Genomic DNA, 18,780 nt, shown 5'->3' with positions numbered 1-18,780 from the left:
TGTCAATTCCAATCTAAAATCTAAAATCTAAAATCTAAAATTTTCTTCCCCAGTCACCTGTCACCTGCTCTAGCCATTGAATAACCTGATGAGCAAGGTGAGTCCCATCGAGGCGATCAATTTCTCGAATTCCGGTGGGGCTGGTAACGTTGACTTCTGTGAGGTAGCCACCAATCACGTCAATACCGACAAAAATCAAGCCGTCTTGACGCAGTTTGTCGGCTAATAAGGTGCAAATTTCCTGTTCTCTTGCGGTAATTTCTGTTTTAGCAACAGTACCACCCGTGGCCATATTATTGCGAAAATCACTGCCACTAGAAAGGCGATTGAGCGCCCCAATGGGTTCGCCATTGAGCAAGATAATTCGCTTGTCTCCGTCCTTAGCTGCGGGTAAATAGTTTTGTACCATTACTGGTAATCGACCTTGGAGGGTGCTGAGTTCGACTATTGAGTTAAAATTGCGATCGCCTGATTGTAAAAATAAAATCCCTTCCCCAGCTTTGTTACCCAATGGTTTGAGAACTGTTGCACCCTTAGCTTCTACAAATTGGCGGATCACCTTTTTATCAGCACTCACAATGGTTTCAGGGATGGCTTGAGTAAATTGCAAGGCATACATTTTTTCATTTGCGGCTCTGATACCATTGGGGTTGTTAATTACCAGGGTTTTATTTTGGTCAATGTAATCCAAAATATAAGTAGCATAGAGGTAGGAATCGTTTACTGGTGGATCTGTCCGCATAAATACAGCGTCCATTGACTCCAAAGCAGTGAAGACGCTAGAACCTAACTTATACCAAGGATTTGCGGCTACCCAACGTCCCTCTATTAATTCCACTGGTACAAGTTCTACTTGCTGTAAAACAGCCCAAGCTTTGCTATCCACAACATTCAACAAATTAGCTTGGGTTATCCAAACTTCATGACCCAGAATTTGCGCCGCTTCCATGAGCGCAACACTCGTATCATGGCAAGGGTCAAGCTGATGGATGGGATCAATAATAAAAACCAGTTTCACCCTTTATACCTCAATTATCAAAAAAAATTTAATTGTTATGGATCTAAAAATCACGTTACAACCCAGGGTTTAACGGGTGATGAAGTGCGGGCAAAGCTGATTTAAGGATGCCAGTATTCAAATAAATGCCTGTACACGCTGCCGGGGATACTTTCATACTCGTTGGTACTTATAGTTCCAAAAAGCAGGTTTATGAAAAAACTTGAATCTCCCGCTACACCATTAGGTTGGTGGGGGAGTCTCAAGACGCTTGACCTAAACCTTAGAACCGGCAAGAAGAGCATCCAGTTGGCCTTTGCGGTCTAAAGCGTAGATATCATCACAACCACCTATGTGATCATCATTGATAAAAATTTGAGGCAGAGAACGCTTTCCATTTGCTCTTTGAGCCATTTCATTTCTTGCTACCTCATCTCCATCAATGTTGTATTCGATGAAATCAACGCCTTTATTTAATAGTAGGTTTTTGGCACGGTTACAAAATGGGCAGGTACTCCAAGTGTAAATTTCTACTTTGGCAGTCATAACATCCTCAAGTTGAGCAAATACTTTTCAATTATAAAAGGTAGCTTCTGTCTCATCCTTGGCCAGAACGATGCAAGAGCTACCAGCAAATCATCCAAAATCCAACATCTAAAATTTTCAAGCTCAACCGCCGTCTACTGCATATTGAATCAACTGGGATAGGCGCAGACGTAGTGTTTCTAAACCTAAACGTTGACTGGCTGATATAAACACAGCTAAAGGAAATTCTTCTCGCGCTAAAGCCAGAGTTTCAGTATCGACTTGATCGATCTTGTTAAATACAACTAATGCTGGACCAGGAGTGATGGGCATTTGGGCAAGAATATCCCGAACTGACCGAATATGACTCAAACAAGCAGGATGAGACAAATCTACTAAATGTAGTAGGGCATCTGCTTCGGTAACTTCCTCCAAAGTGGCGCGGAAAGCATCCATTAAAGAAGCTGGTAATTCATGAATAAACCCTACAGTATCTGTAATTAAGGTTTCCTGGGGTTCATTTGTATCCGCATGAGCAATAATCAGACGGCGGGTGGTGGGATCAAGGGTGGCAAACAGTTGGTCGGCTGTATAAACTTCGGCGTTAGTGAGGGCGTTGAGCAAGGTAGACTTGCCCGCGTTGGTATAACCCACCAAGGCCACAGAAGGAACTTCCCGATGTTGTCGCCGCTGACGTAACCGACAACGATGAGCTTGCAGTTGGTTAACTTCTTGTTGTAGTCGGGAAATTCGCCTTTGAATAGCTCGCCGTTCTGTTTCTAGTTTGGTTTCACCGGGTCCACGAGTCCCGATCCCACCCCCTAGTCGGGACATGGCTCTGCCTCGTCCTGTGAGTCGTGGCAGCATATATTCTAGCTGCGCTAGTTCTACTTGTAATTTACCAGCACCTGATTGGGCGCGTTGGGCAAAGATATCTAATATTACTTCTGTGCGATCAACAACTCTGACACCAATTTGCGCTTCTAGATTGCGGACTTGAGCGGGTGAAAGGTCACGATCAAAAACCACAAGATTTGCTCCCAAGGTTTGGGCAGTTAAAGCTACTTCTTGGACTTTACCTTCACCTATTACTGTTTGGGGATGAATGCGCGATCGCTTTTGTTGTAGGGTCTGCAAGACATCACCCCCAGCCGTATCTACTAACCTTGCTAGTTCGGCGATGGTGTCTTGAAATTGTTGGGGTGTCATATCATTGGTTTGTACCCCAACAATGACCACCCGATCATGGTCTGCGTCTACTTCCTGAGCGATATATTCTCTCTGAAATTCTTCTTCTAGACTTTCTACCAAGTCCAGAAAATCCTGTTCGGCGATCGCATCTAAACTCAGAGGTGGCGATACGCTGGAATATAAGGCGGAATCTGGAATACTCATTCCTGATGACTGAGTTAAAACTAACTGTCTGCTATTGGCTACCAAATGAGCCAAATAAGCTTCTTTTACGTACCCAGTCGCTCCCCCACCCCGACGGGTAAATCCTGTGCCGGTAATATTCAGCATTACTAGAGCATCTAAGCGTTGTAGCGCCATTGCTGTCAGTACCGCCTCATTCGGTGGTTCTGCTTTGAGATGGGTGGCTATACAACGAATACCGCTCAACCGTTCTGCACCATAACGGGGCAGTTCTAGGGGTGGGATTTGGGTTTGACGTGGATTGCCTACCCCTACCCGGATCACTTGTCCGCGACGGTTGAGGTAGGCACATACAGGTTGATTTATTTCCGTACTAATTGCTGCCAGCCTTTGGGCGAACTCCGGTGTTGTCATGCGATCGCCCGATATACGCTGGTGGTACAGCCGCTGTAGTTGCTTGAGCTGGCTGGACTTTAAACCTTGGAGATTTCCGAAGATAGTCTCTATAGGCGCTTATGACCAGTAAACTGGCCCCCCCGATTTATTTTATATTTTTATTTTAACAAAAACGGTGTCAGTCTGTAGTTCACCATAAGCTACGGAAATACTGGTCGGAAACAGGGACTTGTGACTTCCACCCAGAACTACTAGCTGATGCTTCTAAGTCTAAATCTGGTACTGTTGTTAACTTCAAGACATTTGATGATTTCCAATCAAAAAAATCCTGGGCGCGATGAATAAAATAATCAATTAAAAAAGGTCGTCCCAAAAAAATAAAGGTAATGGGGATATTATCTCTAAAACTCTCTCGCAGTTTATTTAAGTGATCTAAAATTGGGGGAACACTGCTTAAATCATGAGCATGGGTTTCTGTGATTTCGCCAAACTTTTCTTTTTCATACTTATAGATCGAATATTCTAAACCTTTGATAAATAAAATATCAAACTGCTGATGGATGTAGAGATTCAAAACTCGCTCATATAAAGTATTAACTGGCTCAACTAGACGTAAAATTTCTAGTTTTTTCTCTGGTATATCATGGAGAATCCGAGAAAAAATTTTCTCAGCCTCCAGGGGTTTACACTCAACAAACAATAAGCCAAACTCATTGTTATTTTTGCGTTTCAGAGCGTTGATCAAAGTTTGATATTCTTCGTATCCTTCTGGGGGTACGTCTTGATCCCAGTCACTAAAATCTAAATTCATGGGAGATTTTCTACAGCTTCTTTAAATTCCTGAATACCTTGAATCAGTGGGTGAATATCATACCAACGCTGCATCTCCCCTTCTTCATCCAAATAGCGGTACTCTAACAGGCAGCGATTAAACATCAAACTCCGATATTGATCATCGTTGATGATACGCTTAGAAAGGGAGACTTCTGCTAATAAACTCCATTGATGGTTTTCCACAGCGCGGCGGTAAGTATCTCCAGCTTGAGTAATGGCGCGTCGAACTGCTCTTTCGGAAATTGGCAAATCTTGAGTGCGTCCAATGGCATCCTGAGTCAACAATAGCAAATTTCTGACGTGACCTCCACTCATCAAACAAAGTCGTTCTAGGGTTTGAGAACTGTCAAATATTTCCGTTTCTAGTGGTTTATCTGGTGCAAACTGCCTGATACGCCGGGAAATGACCTCTTTAACTTTTTTTAGCCCTGGTTGATATATTTCTCCTCTAGGAGTGCGTACCATTAGCATTGGTAAAATTTGCGGATCACCATATATATCACGCAGGTCTGTAGCCCTGGCAGAATAGACCATAGCAATGGGTACAGTATAGATTAAATGGCAATCTAAGGCTTTCAGTTGTTCACAGCGGTCTAAAAAAACTTCTTCATAATTGGTGCGATCGCCATCTTGAACTAACACCATTCTATCTAAGTTATCAATAATTACTGCCAGTTGGGTGCAGTGAGCAGGTAGGCGCTTTTTCACATCGGCGATAAACTCATTTAAAACCTTAATCAAAGTCACCGTATGGGGATTAACTTTTTCTCGTATTTGCTGCCTTAGTGCCGGCACTGCTCTTAAATTTGCTGTTAATTTGGAAAACTGACTAATTTGCATTTCTACATTCATATCCTCGATGTGAATTTCAGTTAGCGCCAAATCTTTCAAATCTTGCCAACGATCTTTGAGCCAATTAAGCACAGGTTGAGGATTACCAATTGCGCGTAAATCTTTTAGTAATCTCCGAGTACAAGCCAAGAGAATATCTGTATATTGAGCATCTTCTGAATCTATATCTTCTTCATCCGCAGCAAAATAAACTACATAACATTGTCTTGCTTCCAAATATTCCTTGAGTCTGAGTAATTCCGTAGATTTACCTGCTCCTCTATGTCCAGAATATAATTGACAAGTATTTTGATTTGCTAACTGAATACGATTTCCCAATTCTTCTAAAATATCTGCTTCTCCTCGCACATCTTGACAGTCTACATAGTTAGGATCACCTGCGGGTAAGGGTTGGAATGGGTTAAAAGCATTATAGAGGTTTTTGAGTAATTCAGTATTGTTGGACATAGGTAAACAACTTAGTTGATGCAGTTCTGATGATGCTAAAAAGTTAGATGAAGTCAGCAATAAAAAGCAAGCGATATAATTTTAATGTTAGAAGCTAACAATGTCAGATATTTAAAATCTCCACAGTGAAAATTTTAGCAAAAATGTATACACATATATGGACGACAAATGCAAGTACCTGATCAAAAAATATTTTCATAATAAATTCACCAAAAGATTTTAATTTTAAAGTAATCAAATTTAATTCATCATACCCCTACGTATTAAATCTTGAAAACGTGCATCTTCTCGAATACAATGAAAATCAGGATCAGCGTTGGCCATTGTTGCAAACTCTTCAGGTCTGAGATTAATTGCTTGCTCCAAGTTTTCTAGTGCTTGCTCAATACTACCTTGAATAGCATAACAACAAGCTTTATTGTACCAAGCATATTTATCATCAGGTTTTATTCTTAATGCTTGATCATAAGAGAACAGAGCTTCGTCCATACGTCCCAAATCATCCAGTGCATTACCTCGATTGTTCCAAGCATAATGATCATCAGGTTTAATTTTTAAAGCTTGATCATAAGAGAAAACAGCTTCTTCATTACATCCTATCTTGCGGAGTGCGATACCCAAATTGTACCAAGCATAGTGGTCATCAGGTTTAATTTTTAAAGCTTGTTTATAAGAAAAAATTGCTTCTTCATATCTGTTTAAATTCCGAAATGCGATACCACGATTATTCCAAGTAAAACAATCATTGGGTCTTAAATTGAGAGATTGGTCATAAGATGAAATTGCTTCTTCATTGCGTCCTAAATTTCGTAATGCATTACCTTTATTATACCAAAAATATGGGTAGTCTACCTTAAATTTTAAAGCTTCTTCATAAGAAGAAAGTGCTTCTTCATTACGTCCTAAGTTCAGCAGAGCATTACCTCGGTTGTACCAAAAATATGGATCATCAGGCTTAAATTCTAAAGCTTTTTCATAAGATGAGATTGCTTTTTCGTTGCATCCTAAATTCAAGAGTGCATGACCACGGTTGTACCAAGCAAAATGATCATCAGGTTTAAATTTTAATTCTTGTTCATAGAATGTAATTGCAGTTTCATATTCACCAGCAGAATAAAGTAGATTTCCCAATTCAAAAAGCAAACTTGCTCTATTACTATCTGTTTGATGCTTTTCTGCCAGAAGTTCTTGAATTTCTAGAACTTTTTCAATTTTTTCTTCTGAAGTAAGTTGTAGATATTTTTCATAGTCTCCTTCTAGTAAAAGACGACGTGATTCTTCTTCAACTAATTCTGGTGTAGTTGGTAATTCATATACTCCAGAACGCCAATCAAAAAAATCAGGAGCGCGATGGATTAAATAGCTGAGTGAAAATGAACGCAATAAAAATACAAAGCAAAAGGGAAAATCATCCCTAAATCTTTCTCTTTGTTGGTTAAGATGATTTAGTATTGGTGGTACTTTAGTTAAATTGTTAAACTGACCTTCAGTTATTTCGCCAAAGTTTCTTTTTTCATATTTATACAAGGAATATTCCAAACCTTTAACTAATAAGATGTCAACTGTTTGACCTTGAATATAATTCGCTACTTGCTGATATAGCTTATCCACTGGTTCTAGCAAGCGTAATACAGCAATATTTTTATGCGGAAGATCCTGGGGAATTTTATGTATAAAACAATCTGATTCCACAGGAGTGCATTGTATAAAATATAACCCAAATCCTAATTTTCTATCCAGAGCGCAGAGTAAATCTTGATATATTTCTTCGGGATCTGGAGGTAAATCATCATCCCAGCTACTGGTATTGAGTATCATATAGATTTGATGGTAGATGCTTGCGTAAAAAATCCAAAGTCAGATATAAATTTTACACTATGGTTATTTTTTAGTATTTGAGCTTTATCTCCAATCATCATAATCCTGTTCTTTAAGTTAAGGTAAAATTTGAGGAATATTTTAAACATCAATGTTTACATAATAATACGGTTTTTTCTTTGATTTGGTATCCGTATATTCACTTAAATATATTAATGTAAGGCTATTTTATAAAAGCATATTATCACACTTTGATGAGTAAAAAAGAATTTTATTGTTTTGAGTTTTAACAACGGTAAATTGAGAAAAATCCGAACTTAGTGATTTTATTGATTATAATAATAACCCAAGTTGCTAATTAGGAATAGGAGTCAAGAGTCGGTTTCTTCATACAAAAAAGCTTTTTGTGTTTATTGTTTCACAACTACTGAATTTTTATAATTCTTCATAGGAGTTTGTCTAGTCGGAAAAGTCGGATCTTCAAGTCTGATAGAGTCGGCTTTTATCTATTAACCCAAGTTCCTAATTATTATCTAGGACTTTTGCGGACTATCTTGTTATTCTAATTTGAGAGTCTTTCTTGCATAACTAGGAGGCTAACGCCACGCTTACTTCGACAGGCTCAGTACAAGTCGCTATCAAGGAGTCAGGAGTTTAAGGATATCAAGGAGTTTTTTGTATTTGGAAACGAGGTAAAAACCAACAAAGTGCAAGGTTTTCCTACTCATAGTTTCCAAAACCTTCCACCTATTTTCTTTGTTATCACCCTCAAACTCTTTATTCATCGTGGTTTTCAGTTTATTCAGCAAACCCTACTTAGATTTTGTCCTGACATACTACCTCCCAGTGCTAATTTTACAGTCAATGGGTAAAGCGTCGTAATAAAATGGAGTTGGTGACAACACTAACTGAACTAAAAGCCATGAGGGCAGCGGCGCTGGAGGGGCTAAGAACAAAACCAAAATGGGGTAGTAAAACACCGGCTGCTAAGGGAATACCAATTGTATTATATGCAAAAGCCCAAAACAAGTTTTGACGTATTTTGTTGAAAGTGGCACGGCTGAGTTGTATTGATTCCACAACATCAGAAAGACTATCACGCATTAATATAATTTCGGCTGTTTCCATAGCTACATCTGTTCCAGAATGTAAAGCAATGCCGACATCTGCCTGAGATAATGCGGGAGCGTCATTAATGCCATCTCCTACCATAGCAACGCTAGTGGTTTTACTTATCTCCCCAGTTTGAAGAGCTTGGATGGTGCTGGCTTTTTTCGCTGGGGGAATACCTGCCATGACATCGGTGCTGTTGAGTCCGAGTTGTTGAGCGATCGCATTCGCAGCTTCTAATCTATCACCACTCAGCATAATTACTCGCAAACCCATCTGACGCAATTTGTCTACTGTTGCTTTTGCATCTGGTCTGAGGGTATCACTGACGGCAATTAATCCAACTAAATTATCACCAACTGCAACACTAATAACTGTTTTCCCCTGTTCCGCTAGTCTTTGTGCGTGTTCTTGGGCAGTTTCACTGATAGTAATTCCCTGCCAGTTTAACCATTCCCAGTTACCTAAGAGTACGTTTTTCCCTTCTACTACAGCGGATACACCCATTCCTGGTTCAGTATGAAAGTCTAAAGCATGGGGAATGGATAAATTTAGCCGCTTTGCTTCTTGATCAATGGCTTTAGCTAGGGGGTGATAGGTCCCGCTTTCTACTGCTGCTGCTAGTTGCAGAAGTGAGGATGGTTCTAAGTCTGTAAATGGTAAACAGTCTGTAACTGTGGGATTGCCTGTGGTGAGTGTGCCAGTTTTATCAAAAACTACGGTATTTAGCTGGTGGACTTTTTCTAAAACGTCACCACCTTTGATTAATAAACCGCGTTCTGCACCCATCCCAGTACCGACAAGAATAGCTGTGGGGGTAGCGAGTCCTAAAGCACAGGGACAAGCAACGACCATTACAGCGATCGCTAATTTTAAACTGATTAAAAGTGAAGAATGTTGAATTTTGACGGCTTGATGATGTGCTGCATGACTCATCATTTCCATGCCATTGGAAATAATATTCACCTCTGGCCAAATGTGAGTACCAAAAAAGTACCAAAACAGAAAAGTTAGTAAAGAAGCTGTTAAAACGCCATAAGTAAAATAACCAGCAACCGTATCTGCTAATTTCTGAACAGGTGCTTTGCGAGTTTGGGCAGTTTCTACCAAAGCGACAATGTGCGCCAAAGTAGTATCATCGCCGGTTCTGGTTGCTTGAATAGCGATCGCACCAGACTGGTTAATAGTTCCCGCTGCAACAGCATCTCCTGGTTGCTTCATCACTGGTACTGCTTCACCAGTTAACATTGACTCATCTACCGTTGTTTGTCCAAAGCGCACCTCGCCATCAACAGGTATTTTATCACCTGGTAACACCTGTAACCATTCACCAACTCGCACTTGTTCGGCTGGTATTTCAATAATATTTGCCCCTGCTACTAATTTCTCTGAGTCTGGGTTAACAATTAATCTAGCTATCTGAGGTTGAAGTGCTAATAATTGCCGAAATGCAGATGCAGCGCGTCCTCTAGCTTGTTTTTCTAAAGTTCTTCCCAGCAAAATAAAACCCAGCATCATCACTGGTTCATCAAAAAAGCATTCCCAACCCATTTGGGGAAACAACAGCGCCACCAAACTAGCAATATAAGCTGTGAGACTTCCCAAACCGATCAAGGTATTCATATTTGGCGCTCCCCGTCGCCAACCTTGCCAGCCATCTATAATAATGGGACGACCAGGAATGAGTAATGCTACTGTTGCTAGTCCACAGTGAAACCAGATGTTATTCAATATTGGGAAAATAAAACCACCAAAATGTCCTATGCCTGAAAATAACAATAATACAAAAGCAACTACTAATTGTTGGAAAGCCGCTTGCATTTCCTGACGCTGTTTTGCGTCTGGATCAGATTTTTCCTTCCCTGCTTGAGTTTTCGCTGTGCGGGGTTGAGAAGGAAAACCTGTAGCTGTTAATGTTTGTGCTAATGCTTGTGCCAGTGCATCGGCATCTACAGCACCAACTTCTGCTTCTATAACTGCCACTTCTGTAGCTAGGTTGACGCAGACATTTTTAACGTCTGGATGTTGGGTTAGCTGTCTTTCTACTGCTTTCACACAGCCAGCGCACTTCATACCCCCTACATCTAAAATAATTTTCTCTGAGTTGGTATCTCTATTGGAGAGGGCGGTTTCTGGGGTAAGTTTAGTTTCAGGAACAAGTTGCATGACAAGTTATGAGATTCGCTACAAAAATGCAATGCCTAAAAAAAGGCAGTTCTACTTTGAGAGTAGGCGAAATCTGGAACTATGACCAACTGTGATAGTATTTATTTAAGAAATTAAAATAGTAAGCATTCAGCTATCAGTAATCAGTAATCAGCTAATAGCAGTAATAACAAAGATTCAGAAATTTTAATTTCAGGAATGTTATCTGCATCTGTTTCTTTTTACTCTTGGTATTTCAATATTTCAGGTACTGACGGAAACCGATGGAAAATGATGGCTGAATGCTTACTTAAAATATTTAGTGAGATTTGTCACAGACTGTCAACGAATCCAGCGCCCATAGGTCAAATATATCACAGATACAAGTTGTATAGGCAACATGAAAATTATACTTTTGTAGAAATAGTTAATTTCCCAATGGGATGTAGTGGTGAAATACACCATAGATAGTGTTAATAAGATTAGGGAAGTTAGATGCTTAGATTTGAGTGTTGGCATATTTTCAGAAAATAGGGAATAGGGAATAGGGAATAGGGGAGAAAAATTTTAGATTTTAGATTTTAGATTGGAGTTGACAAAAACAATCCAAAATCCAAAATCCAAAATCCAAAATCCAAAATAAAAAACTCCTGACTCCTGACTCCTGAAACTTTTTAGAACCAACCCTGTTTATTAACAAAGTAGGTATTAACAAAATCTTCATGGTTTTTGTTCAAGTAAATCATGCCTTCAATTAACCCTACAAGCTGCATAATTATGAGTGTAAATCCGTAAGTGAGAGAACCACCAACTACAGAAATAACTAGCATGATAAAGCCTTCTGGGGCATAACCCAGAATAAATTTATGTATTCCAAATCCCCCCAAAATAATGCCACAGTACCCAGATAAAAGTTGTTTGGTAGCATGAGATGGGTTAAGATTAGTCATATTTAGTTAAGCTCCTGTATATGTATGTAATTATCAGAGTATTTCTATTTTAAGTAAATGAGAAATTTACCCACAGAAGAGAATTCTGAAGGTTAGATAAACAAATTTGATTTTGAATCTTGAATTTCAAAGCAAAAATCCCAAATTTCCACTCTAAAATTTAGTGATTTAGTTGATAAATTTCGGTGCAGATTGTTTACAGATTTATATGTTCAACTTCAGCAAAGTTGAATATCATTAACCTGAATAATCGGCAGCATCTCTGATACTACTTTAGTGTTTACGGGTTGATAGTTATTATGTCCGGGAATTTTTTTGATTTATACCCATCTGCAAAATTAATTTTACAGATGTAGGTGGGGGTAAGAAACCCAAAACCTCAAGGTATGGTATAAGTTGGGTTTCCCTATCAACTGTCACCTATTACCTGCTATAGCGGTGATGTTGCGCTGCTGGAAATTTGAGAATTTCAGATTTATATGTCGATATAATCAAATATTTTTGATTTTTTCAACTGTAATTGTCGGTTTTAATTATTGCTGCCCAAAAGAAATAAACTGAGCAAAGTACCACTATTCCAGAGTCCGTGGAGGAGCATGGGAGCGAGAAGATTGCGCGATCGCGTGTATACTATTCCTAAAACCATGCCTAATGCTGTCAATGGCAGAACTTCGGATAAGCTGAGGTGAGCAGCAGCAAATATTAAACTACTCAAAAAAATTGCACCCCAAACAGGTAAATAACGAGTGAGAGAGGGTAATAAAAACCCACGAAATAGAAATTCCTCAAAAAATGGTGCTGCTATGGCCGCAGTAAAGAAAAATATCCCCAATGCTACATCATCTCTGCTTTCTAGCGCCAGTTGTAACAGGGGGTTACTTCCGCCTTGTCCGTTCCATAGTTGTTGATTGATTAATGATACTATGACGACTATGGGTAAAGCTGTGCAGTAACCACCTAGTCCCCAGAAAAACCAATTACTGAAAAAACGGAAGCGAAACCAATCTTCTGGTAAGGGAAAATAACGTTTAATAGAAAAATAAAGCACTGAGAACGCACCCAGGGCAACCAGTACATAACTCACCAAGACAGAAAAAGCCTGAACTCGCACATTATCCGAGGAACGGGAGATAGGGAGGAGGGTTAACAATTCAGGTATAAATAATTGTCCCATCAAGAAAAATCCCAGGACAAAAACCTGTAAAATTGTTTCCACATTCCAAGGAGTTGACCAAGGCTTTTGGGCATTTGTAGCTAAGATAGACTCTCTGCCCTTGAGTAAAAGCTGAATAATTAAAGCTATTAGTAAGATTAGACCTATAAAGGCTGTTAAGCTGGGAATAGTGGCAATTAAGGCTAATTTTAATACTGCATCGGTAGCGGATGCTTGTTGTGCAGCTTGAACATCTGATAAAGCAGTTTGACGCTGTTGAATTTGGTAAAGCTGAGTTAAGGCTGTGTAGCGAAACCAACCTTCTAAATTTTTTTGTATCAGTGGTTGAGCATTTGGGAGTAGACGCGGCGGGTTGCTCCATAGTCCACTGAGGACGTTAGCGGTGGCGGTAAATTCGGTTTCAGAGGGTTCTTGTACTTGACTCCAAGTTTTTTGGGCTTTATTTGTTTCCCCTTGCTGTGCTTGTAATATTCCTAAGCGTAAGTCTAATTCATGCCGCAATTTTTGCAGTTTGCTGATAGACTTCTCTAGCTCTTTTTGTTGTTGTTGGGGAGAGGTTTTGGTTTCCAGGGGTTCATTTGGTAGGGGTTTGGCAGGTGTGACAGCGGTGATATCTTGAGCGCGAAGTTTTGCAAGTTTGTTTTCGGCTTTGTCCAAGTTTGTTTTTACAGACTCACGGGCCTCTAGATATTGCTTGGCTGCACTTTCTAGGGGTTTATCACCTACTATTGCCGCCCGAAGAGCTTGCAAACTCTCGTCGTTGCTATCTTCTGGTTGCCATGCTTGGGCTTGCAAGACAATATTAGTTTGGTACAGTTCCAAACGACTTTGAAACTGAGGTTTTTGCCAACTAGCAAATAAAGACAAGCCGGACAACATAATCGCTAACAATGTTAGCGCAGTTAACAGCAACCGTTTAAGTGACATCTATCCCCCTTGAACTTACCTGTAGAGAGCGATCGCCCCTTGGCAATTATAAGATAATCTGGCAGGTTGGGGAGATAAGGGATTTCCAAATCAAAAAATATCTAATTTTTATGACAGCAGGGGTGCAGGAAATTGACACATAATTACCCCCGCAAGATGCGGGGGATTTGTGATCAAAAATGTCGTTTACCTTAGTTTAGTATGGAGTAGATTTACTGACCGGACATTTGTGGTGCTTTGTCTAGTCTCCAGGTGAAGTAGCTCTCTGGGTTGTTATCAGGAACTATAAACCCAGTTGCTCCTCCTGATGTCTGAGGGGGTCTAGGAGGACTACTTTGTCCTTGTTGTCCTGGTATTTGTGGTATTTGTGGCATTTGTTGTTCTTGTCCTTGTCCTCCAACTAACAACTCTTGTGCATTTGTGGATAGTTCTTCCAGTAAATTAAACATTGAAATTTACCTCACTTACGTTATTGATTTAGTTAAGGGTTGTGTCCCCTTTATTAATTGACAATAAGTGGTTTTTGAAGGGAATTCATGTGTCAGATGGGAGAATTTCTATTATGCCTTTTGGTTAATACAAGAGGTAGAGTATTATTGATACAGATAAAATCAATCTTTTTCTCGGTTTTTTGGATTAAGAGCTAACCTATCTTCCCCCTCACCCAAGCACGGAAAGATTTTAACAAAGCAATTTCACCCATATTTTTACTCTGCTGAATGAATCTAGTCATATCACTAACAGAAATTACAGGAAAAGCAACACTAAAATTAATTTCAATATAATTACCTTCTAATAATTGATAAAACTGCAAAACCTCACCGTCATATCTCCAAAGTTCAAATACACCTAAAGCAGCGTAAATATTTAATTTATTTACAGAACTGCTAGTAATATCAATTTCAATTGCTAAATCTGGTGGTGGATCTGTTTCTAAATTTAAAGTTTCTTTACCTCTAATTGCTGGTTCATTTTGGATATAATAACAAGTATCTGGTTCAATGCCTTTTTTAATTATTTTGCGTTTTAATGTTGTAGAACCAGCACTTCTAAGTTCTATATCTAATTCTTCAGCTAAAGCAACGATAAAATTACTAAAATTGCCTTTCGGGTTTTCGTGTTCAAATAGTGGAGTCATAATTTCTAAAGTACCGCAGTCATAAGCAAAACGAGAACCTCTATTTTCACCTGTATCTTTGAGCAAGGATTCAAAGGTATCCCAACTAACGTCATATAAAACTGTTCTTTGTTCTGCGGGTGTTGATTGGAGTAGCATATACAATACCTATTCTGTCACGATACTAGATAAAATACCTAAAATTTTACCGATATTATTAATATAATATTCGCTCAAGTCAATTTCTACCACTTGATTAATAAGTTTTAAAAATTTCCAGTTAGTTCCAGTAGTCACAGTTCCGTAAATTGTTTGAATATTATTACCCTCCCGTTCATTAAATATTCTAGCAGCAATCATTTCCGCTACACATTGTCCCAAACCTGCATTAATATTTTCTTTTTTTGCTTCTACAATTGTCACCACGGGAGCATTAACAATTAATAACTCTGGGGAACGACTAATAATAAAATCACAATTACCGTTTAATCCTTGTGCGGTATCTACAGTAAAATCAATCCCTGAAAATAAGCTGATTTGATTGTTTAAATATTTTCTAGCGGCTATTAAAATCGGTGCAATTATCATTTCAGAACGGGATTTTTCCGTATTACTAGCCAGAGCTAAAGGGACATTTTCTTGTAATAACTCTGCTAATAAAGCTGGACATTCAATTTCTGGAATAGAAGCAAAAATATCAATTTTATCTGATATGGTTAAATTAAATGACTTTCTCACTTTCTCTAAAGTAAAATCACTGTAGGACATTTGATTTATTCCTATAAATTAAATTATGCAACCAAAATTTATAATTCATCATCATCTGGTAATTTTTCCATTTCTTCTGCAATTAATTCCTGAAAATCTTCTCCACAATGAACATTCAAATGAATTGTAGCAGTGAGTAATTCTGCCAAAATTTCCGCTTGTTGTCTATCACTTAAATGCGGTGATTGCAGTTGATGAATTAAAGCGGTAATATTTTGACATTCTATACCTAATTCATTAATTAATGTTCTTAAAGTAGAATTAGCAATAGGAAGAGAACGATTGATAATTTGCATAATAATTATTTACCTAAGATTTACCCAATCTTTTAAGGGCTTGCTGAATTGCTTTTTCAAAGGCTTTAATCTCATTTTCCCAATGTCTAATTAAACCTTGGTCTGGAAAATCCTTTTCATATTCTAGCCTAATCTTTTCTTGATGTTCAGCAATGCGTGTATTTAATGATCTAATTGATTTTTTGTGATTTTTATTACCCATATATATGTAGATAAAAAAGGTGGGAAATTACCCACCTAAAATATTGAAAATGTTATTTACCTATTCTCCAAACACACTTGCAAAGAAATCTAAAGTTTCCTTCAAAGCCTTAATAAAAACATCAATTTCTTCACGGGTATTGTAAAAAGATAAACTCACTCTTGCTGTTCCCGCTAAACCTAAATGACGGTGTAAAGGTTGTGTACAATGATGTCCAGAACGAATTGCTACACCTTCTTGATCTAACAAAGTTGCTAAATCATTGGCGTGAACTTCGGAAGCTGTAAAAGCTGCTAAAGCGGCTCTACCTTCGCCATTAACATCGGGTTTGGGTCCGTAGATTCTAATTTGAGGTATTTGGGCTAATTGCTCAAATAAATAGGCTGTTAATTCGGCTTCGTAGGCATGAATTTTATCCATACCTATATTAGTTAAATAATCTATGGCTGCACCCAGGGCGATCGCCTCACCAATAGCAGGTGTACCGGCTTCAAATTTATGGGGTAATTCTGCATAGGTGGAATGGTCTAAATAGACTTCAGCAATCATTTCTCCACCACCAAAAAATGGCGGCATTGCTTCTAGTAATTCTAATTTCCCATATAAGAAACCAATACCAGTGGGCGCTAACATTTTATGTCCAGAAGCTACCAACCAATCACAGTCAATTTCTTGGACATTAATAGGAGTATGGGGGACACTTTGACAAGCATCCATTAAGAATTTCGCGCCGTATTTGTGAGTAATTTCGGCAATTTCTTTAACAGGATTTATGCAGCCTAATGTATTAGAAATATGAACTATAGAAACAAGTTTTGTTTTTTCAGAAATCAGTTTTTTAAACTGTTCAAAATCAAATGTTTCTTCTGGTGTGAGTTCGACAAATTTTAAAACTGCACCTGTTTTTTGAGCGACAAATTGCCAAGGAACTATATTGCTATGGTGTTCCATTACTGAGAGAATTATTTCGTCTCCCGGTTGTAAGTTGTTCATTCCCCAACTGTAAGCGACTAGGTTTATTGCTTCGCTGGCGTTGCGGGTGTAAACTATTTCTTGGCGAGATTTGGCGTTAATAAAATTAGCTACTTTGTCTCTTGCTGCTTCGTAAGCGTCGGTAGCTTTGGCACTTAAATAATGTGCGCCGCGATGAACGTTTGAGTTGTATTTTTCGTAATATTCACGCCATGCGTTTAATACTGCTGTTGGTTTTTGGGATGTGGCGGCGTTGTCGAGGTAAATAAGGGGTTTGTCGTGGACTTTTTCGTTAAGAATTGGGAAGTCTTTACGAACTTTTTCGGCTAGGGTTTTGGTGGATGTGAATGTCATATTTTTAAGAATTTAAGAATAATGAACCACGAAGGTACGAAGGAACGAAGGTAAGAGATTTTAGAGAGATTGTTGGTGAGTTTCCCTATTTTAAGAGGAATGAACCGCAAAGTACGCAAAGTACGCAAAGGTAAGAGGTTTTTGAGGGTTTTTTGGTGGTGTTTCCCCACTTTTTGAAGGTGGGGTTTTTGGTTATTTGTTGGTGATGGTGATGACGGTTTTTATTAGTTTTTCTCGCAAGGATGAAACAGGAATTAGGTTGATAATTTCTGCTGCGAAGGCGTTAACTAATAGTTTGCGTGCGTCGGTTTCATCTATTCCGCGACTTTGCAAATAGAAGATTTCATCGTCTTCTAGTTGACTGACTGTTGCACCATGAGCGCATTTGACGTTATCTGCGGTAATTTCTAGTTGGGGTTTGGTGTCAATTCTGGCTTTTGATGATAACAATAAGTTGCGGTTTAATTGTGCTGCGTCGGTTAATTGTGCGGGTTTGGGTACGAAAATTTTACCGTTGAAAACTCCATGAGCGCGATCGCCTATAATGCACTTATGTATTTGTTTACTTACACCGTGAGGATGATTTAAGGATATAGCACTGTGAGTATCAGCTAATTGTTTTTCAGCAATTACTGTTAAACCATTGAGGGTGGTTTCTGTTTGTTCTCCTGTTTGTAAAATCTCCAAATTATGACGGGAAATTTTACCACCAACTGTCACAGCATTACAAGTATAACGACTATACCGCGCTTGTGTTACCGCAGTTTTGCCAATGTGAAAAGCAGCATTACTTTCTAACACAATTCTATTGTGATTAACCTGAGCATTTTCATTTACCCAGATTTCTGTCACACTATTATTAAAGTAAACTTGCTGCTCTTGTGTAACAGGCATCTTACTTGTGATAAACTCTTCAATTAAACTCAACTGAGAGTTACTTTCAGCAACCACTAAACAACGAGGTTGAGAAATAATAGCACCTTCAGCAGCAACAGAAATAAATAACAGATGAATGGGATTTTCAATCACCACATTTTTACCCACCCAAACCACTGCAACATCATTTAAACCAGCAGTATTCAGAGCAGTAAAAACATCCCTTGTTCCCTCAGACTGTGCTAAATATTCCTGAGCAACATCATCACCTAAAACATCCAAATTACCAACCTTTAAACCAGCAGGTAAATTTTCAGTATGAGATAAATTCGCTGCAAAAACACCATTTACAAAAACCAAACGGTGAGCAACTTCAGGTAAAGCTAAACCCTCAACAGAAATTTCCTGAAAAGTAGCTAAATTAAAACTTACCTCTTTCAGTGGAGATAAATCAGTAAAACGCCATTCTTCATCACGGGTGTTGGGAATAACAGAATGACGCACCCATTTAACAGCAGCGTCACGCAGTTGTTGTACCCAACCTGTTTTTTCAGATGCAGAAACCTGATTTAATAAACCAGTTAAAAAAGCATCTCTGTCTAACAAAGAATCAGAAATAGAACTAGGAGAAACTTCAATAGTCATG

Annotated in this window: 16 protein-coding genes; all 16 read right to left on the bottom strand. The window is 38.7% G+C overall.

Annotation, left to right across the window (positions count from 1 at the left end):
- Positions 1 to 34: 34 nt before the first annotated feature.
- The 16 genes from gshB to sufD all read right to left on the bottom strand — a co-directional run bounded on the left by gshB (position 35) and on the right by sufD (position 18,779).
- Positions 35 to 1,018, bottom strand: coding sequence for a glutathione synthase (gshB, locus tag IQ237_RS09765; RefSeq protein WP_194054531.1), 984 nt, complete (start codon positions 1,016 to 1,018; stop codon positions 35 to 37).
- Positions 1,019 to 1,273: 255 nt separating this feature from the next.
- Positions 1,274 to 1,543 carry a glutaredoxin 3 gene (grxC, locus tag IQ237_RS09760; protein ID WP_194054529.1) on the bottom strand — a complete coding sequence of 90 codons (270 nt, stop codon included), beginning with the start codon at positions 1,541 to 1,543 and terminating at the stop codon, positions 1,274 to 1,276.
- A 123-nt stretch (positions 1,544 to 1,666) separates the two neighbouring features.
- A complete protein-coding gene (gene hflX / locus IQ237_RS09755; protein WP_194054558.1) occupies positions 1,667 to 3,403 on the bottom strand; it encodes a GTPase HflX in 1,737 nt (578 codons plus the stop codon).
- A gap of 79 nt (positions 3,404 to 3,482) precedes the next feature.
- Entirely contained in the window at positions 3,483 to 4,103 is a 621-nt protein-coding gene (locus tag IQ237_RS09750) for a hypothetical protein (protein ID WP_194054527.1), read from the bottom strand.
- Positions 4,100 to 5,425, bottom strand: coding sequence for an AAA family ATPase (locus tag IQ237_RS09745; protein WP_194054525.1), 1,326 nt, complete (start codon positions 5,423 to 5,425; stop codon positions 4,100 to 4,102). The genes IQ237_RS09750 and IQ237_RS09745 overlap by 4 nt, the downstream gene beginning before the upstream one ends.
- A gap of 240 nt (positions 5,426 to 5,665) precedes the next feature.
- Positions 5,666 to 7,243 (bottom strand): tetratricopeptide repeat protein, encoded by a 1,578-nt coding sequence (locus IQ237_RS09740; RefSeq protein WP_194054523.1) that lies wholly within the window; start codon positions 7,241 to 7,243, stop codon positions 5,666 to 5,668.
- A gap of 861 nt (positions 7,244 to 8,104) precedes the next feature.
- Positions 8,105 to 10,519, bottom strand: a complete 2,415-nt coding sequence (locus tag IQ237_RS09735; protein WP_194054521.1) for a cation-translocating P-type ATPase — start codon at positions 10,517 to 10,519, stop codon at positions 8,105 to 8,107.
- A 653-nt stretch (positions 10,520 to 11,172) separates the two neighbouring features.
- A complete protein-coding gene (locus tag IQ237_RS09730) occupies positions 11,173 to 11,448 on the bottom strand; it encodes a TM2 domain-containing protein (protein WP_194054520.1) in 276 nt (91 codons plus the stop codon).
- Positions 11,449 to 11,977: 529 nt separating this feature from the next.
- Positions 11,978 to 13,549, bottom strand: coding sequence for a type II CAAX prenyl endopeptidase Rce1 family protein (locus IQ237_RS09725; protein WP_194054519.1), 1,572 nt, complete (start codon positions 13,547 to 13,549; stop codon positions 11,978 to 11,980).
- 212 nt (positions 13,550 to 13,761) lie between these two features.
- The gene (locus IQ237_RS09720; RefSeq protein WP_194054518.1) at positions 13,762 to 13,998 is read right to left on the bottom strand and encodes a hypothetical protein; all 237 of its coding nucleotides are present in this window, start codon (positions 13,996 to 13,998) and stop codon (positions 13,762 to 13,764) included.
- Between the two features lie 194 nt (positions 13,999 to 14,192).
- Positions 14,193 to 14,825 carry a Uma2 family endonuclease gene (locus IQ237_RS09715; protein WP_194054517.1) on the bottom strand — a complete coding sequence of 211 codons (633 nt, stop codon included), beginning with the start codon at positions 14,823 to 14,825 and terminating at the stop codon, positions 14,193 to 14,195.
- Positions 14,826 to 14,834: 9 nt separating this feature from the next.
- Entirely contained in the window at positions 14,835 to 15,434 is a 600-nt protein-coding gene (locus IQ237_RS09710) for a hypothetical protein (protein ID WP_194054516.1), read from the bottom strand.
- A 38-nt stretch (positions 15,435 to 15,472) separates the two neighbouring features.
- On the bottom strand, positions 15,473 to 15,730 hold the full coding sequence (locus tag IQ237_RS09705; RefSeq protein WP_194054515.1) for a hypothetical protein: 258 nt from the start codon (positions 15,728 to 15,730) through the stop codon (positions 15,473 to 15,475).
- Positions 15,731 to 15,743: 13 nt separating this feature from the next.
- On the bottom strand, positions 15,744 to 15,932 hold the full coding sequence (locus IQ237_RS09700; RefSeq protein WP_194054513.1) for a hypothetical protein: 189 nt from the start codon (positions 15,930 to 15,932) through the stop codon (positions 15,744 to 15,746).
- A 60-nt stretch (positions 15,933 to 15,992) separates the two neighbouring features.
- The gene (locus IQ237_RS09695; RefSeq protein WP_194054510.1) at positions 15,993 to 17,258 is read right to left on the bottom strand and encodes a SufS family cysteine desulfurase; all 1,266 of its coding nucleotides are present in this window, start codon (positions 17,256 to 17,258) and stop codon (positions 15,993 to 15,995) included.
- 192 nt (positions 17,259 to 17,450) lie between these two features.
- Entirely contained in the window at positions 17,451 to 18,779 is a 1,329-nt protein-coding gene (gene sufD, locus IQ237_RS09690; protein WP_194054508.1) for a Fe-S cluster assembly protein SufD, read from the bottom strand.
- Between the last annotated feature and the right edge of the window lies 1 nt (position 18,780).

Source organism: Sphaerospermopsis sp. LEGE 08334 (assembly GCF_015207205.1).
Taxonomy (GTDB): domain Bacteria; phylum Cyanobacteriota; class Cyanobacteriia; order Cyanobacteriales; family Nostocaceae; genus Sphaerospermopsis.
The sequence above is the reverse complement of the archived record's forward strand: the minus strand, read 5'-3'. Positions and strand labels throughout refer to the sequence as shown.

Bases quoted from the DNA above. Each gene is read 5' to 3' on its own strand.
- IQ237_RS09715 (WP_194054517.1), bottom strand. From the start codon at position 14,825: ATGCTACTCCAATCAACACCCGCAGAACAAAGAACAGTTTTATATGAC.
- IQ237_RS09695 (WP_194054510.1), bottom strand. From the start codon at position 17,258: ATGACATTCACATCCACCAAAACCCTAGCCGAAAAAGTTCGTAAAGAC.
- IQ237_RS09740 (WP_194054523.1), bottom strand. From the start codon at position 7,243: ATGATACTCAATACCAGTAGCTGGGATGATGATTTACCTCCAGATCCC.
- IQ237_RS09710 (WP_194054516.1), bottom strand. From the start codon at position 15,434: ATGTCCTACAGTGATTTTACTTTAGAGAAAGTGAGAAAGTCATTTAAT.
- IQ237_RS09750 (WP_194054527.1), bottom strand. From the start codon at position 4,103: ATGAATTTAGATTTTAGTGACTGGGATCAAGACGTACCCCCAGAAGGA.
- IQ237_RS09720 (WP_194054518.1), bottom strand. From the start codon at position 13,998: ATGTTTAATTTACTGGAAGAACTATCCACAAATGCACAAGAGTTGTTA.
- grxC (WP_194054529.1), bottom strand. From the start codon at position 1,543: ATGACTGCCAAAGTAGAAATTTACACTTGGAGTACCTGCCCATTTTGT.
- IQ237_RS09705 (WP_194054515.1), bottom strand. From the start codon at position 15,730: ATGCAAATTATCAATCGTTCTCTTCCTATTGCTAATTCTACTTTAAGA.
- IQ237_RS09725 (WP_194054519.1), bottom strand. From the start codon at position 13,549: ATGTCACTTAAACGGTTGCTGTTAACTGCGCTAACATTGTTAGCGATT.
- sufD (WP_194054508.1), bottom strand. From the start codon at position 18,779: ATGACTATTGAAGTTTCTCCTAGTTCTATTTCTGATTCTTTGTTAGAC.
- IQ237_RS09735 (WP_194054521.1), bottom strand. From the start codon at position 10,519: ATGCAACTTGTTCCTGAAACTAAACTTACCCCAGAAACCGCCCTCTCC.
- IQ237_RS09700 (WP_194054513.1), bottom strand. From the start codon at position 15,932: ATGGGTAATAAAAATCACAAAAAATCAATTAGATCATTAAATACACGC.
- IQ237_RS09745 (WP_194054525.1), bottom strand. From the start codon at position 5,425: ATGTCCAACAATACTGAATTACTCAAAAACCTCTATAATGCTTTTAAC.
- IQ237_RS09730 (WP_194054520.1), bottom strand. From the start codon at position 11,448: ATGACTAATCTTAACCCATCTCATGCTACCAAACAACTTTTATCTGGG.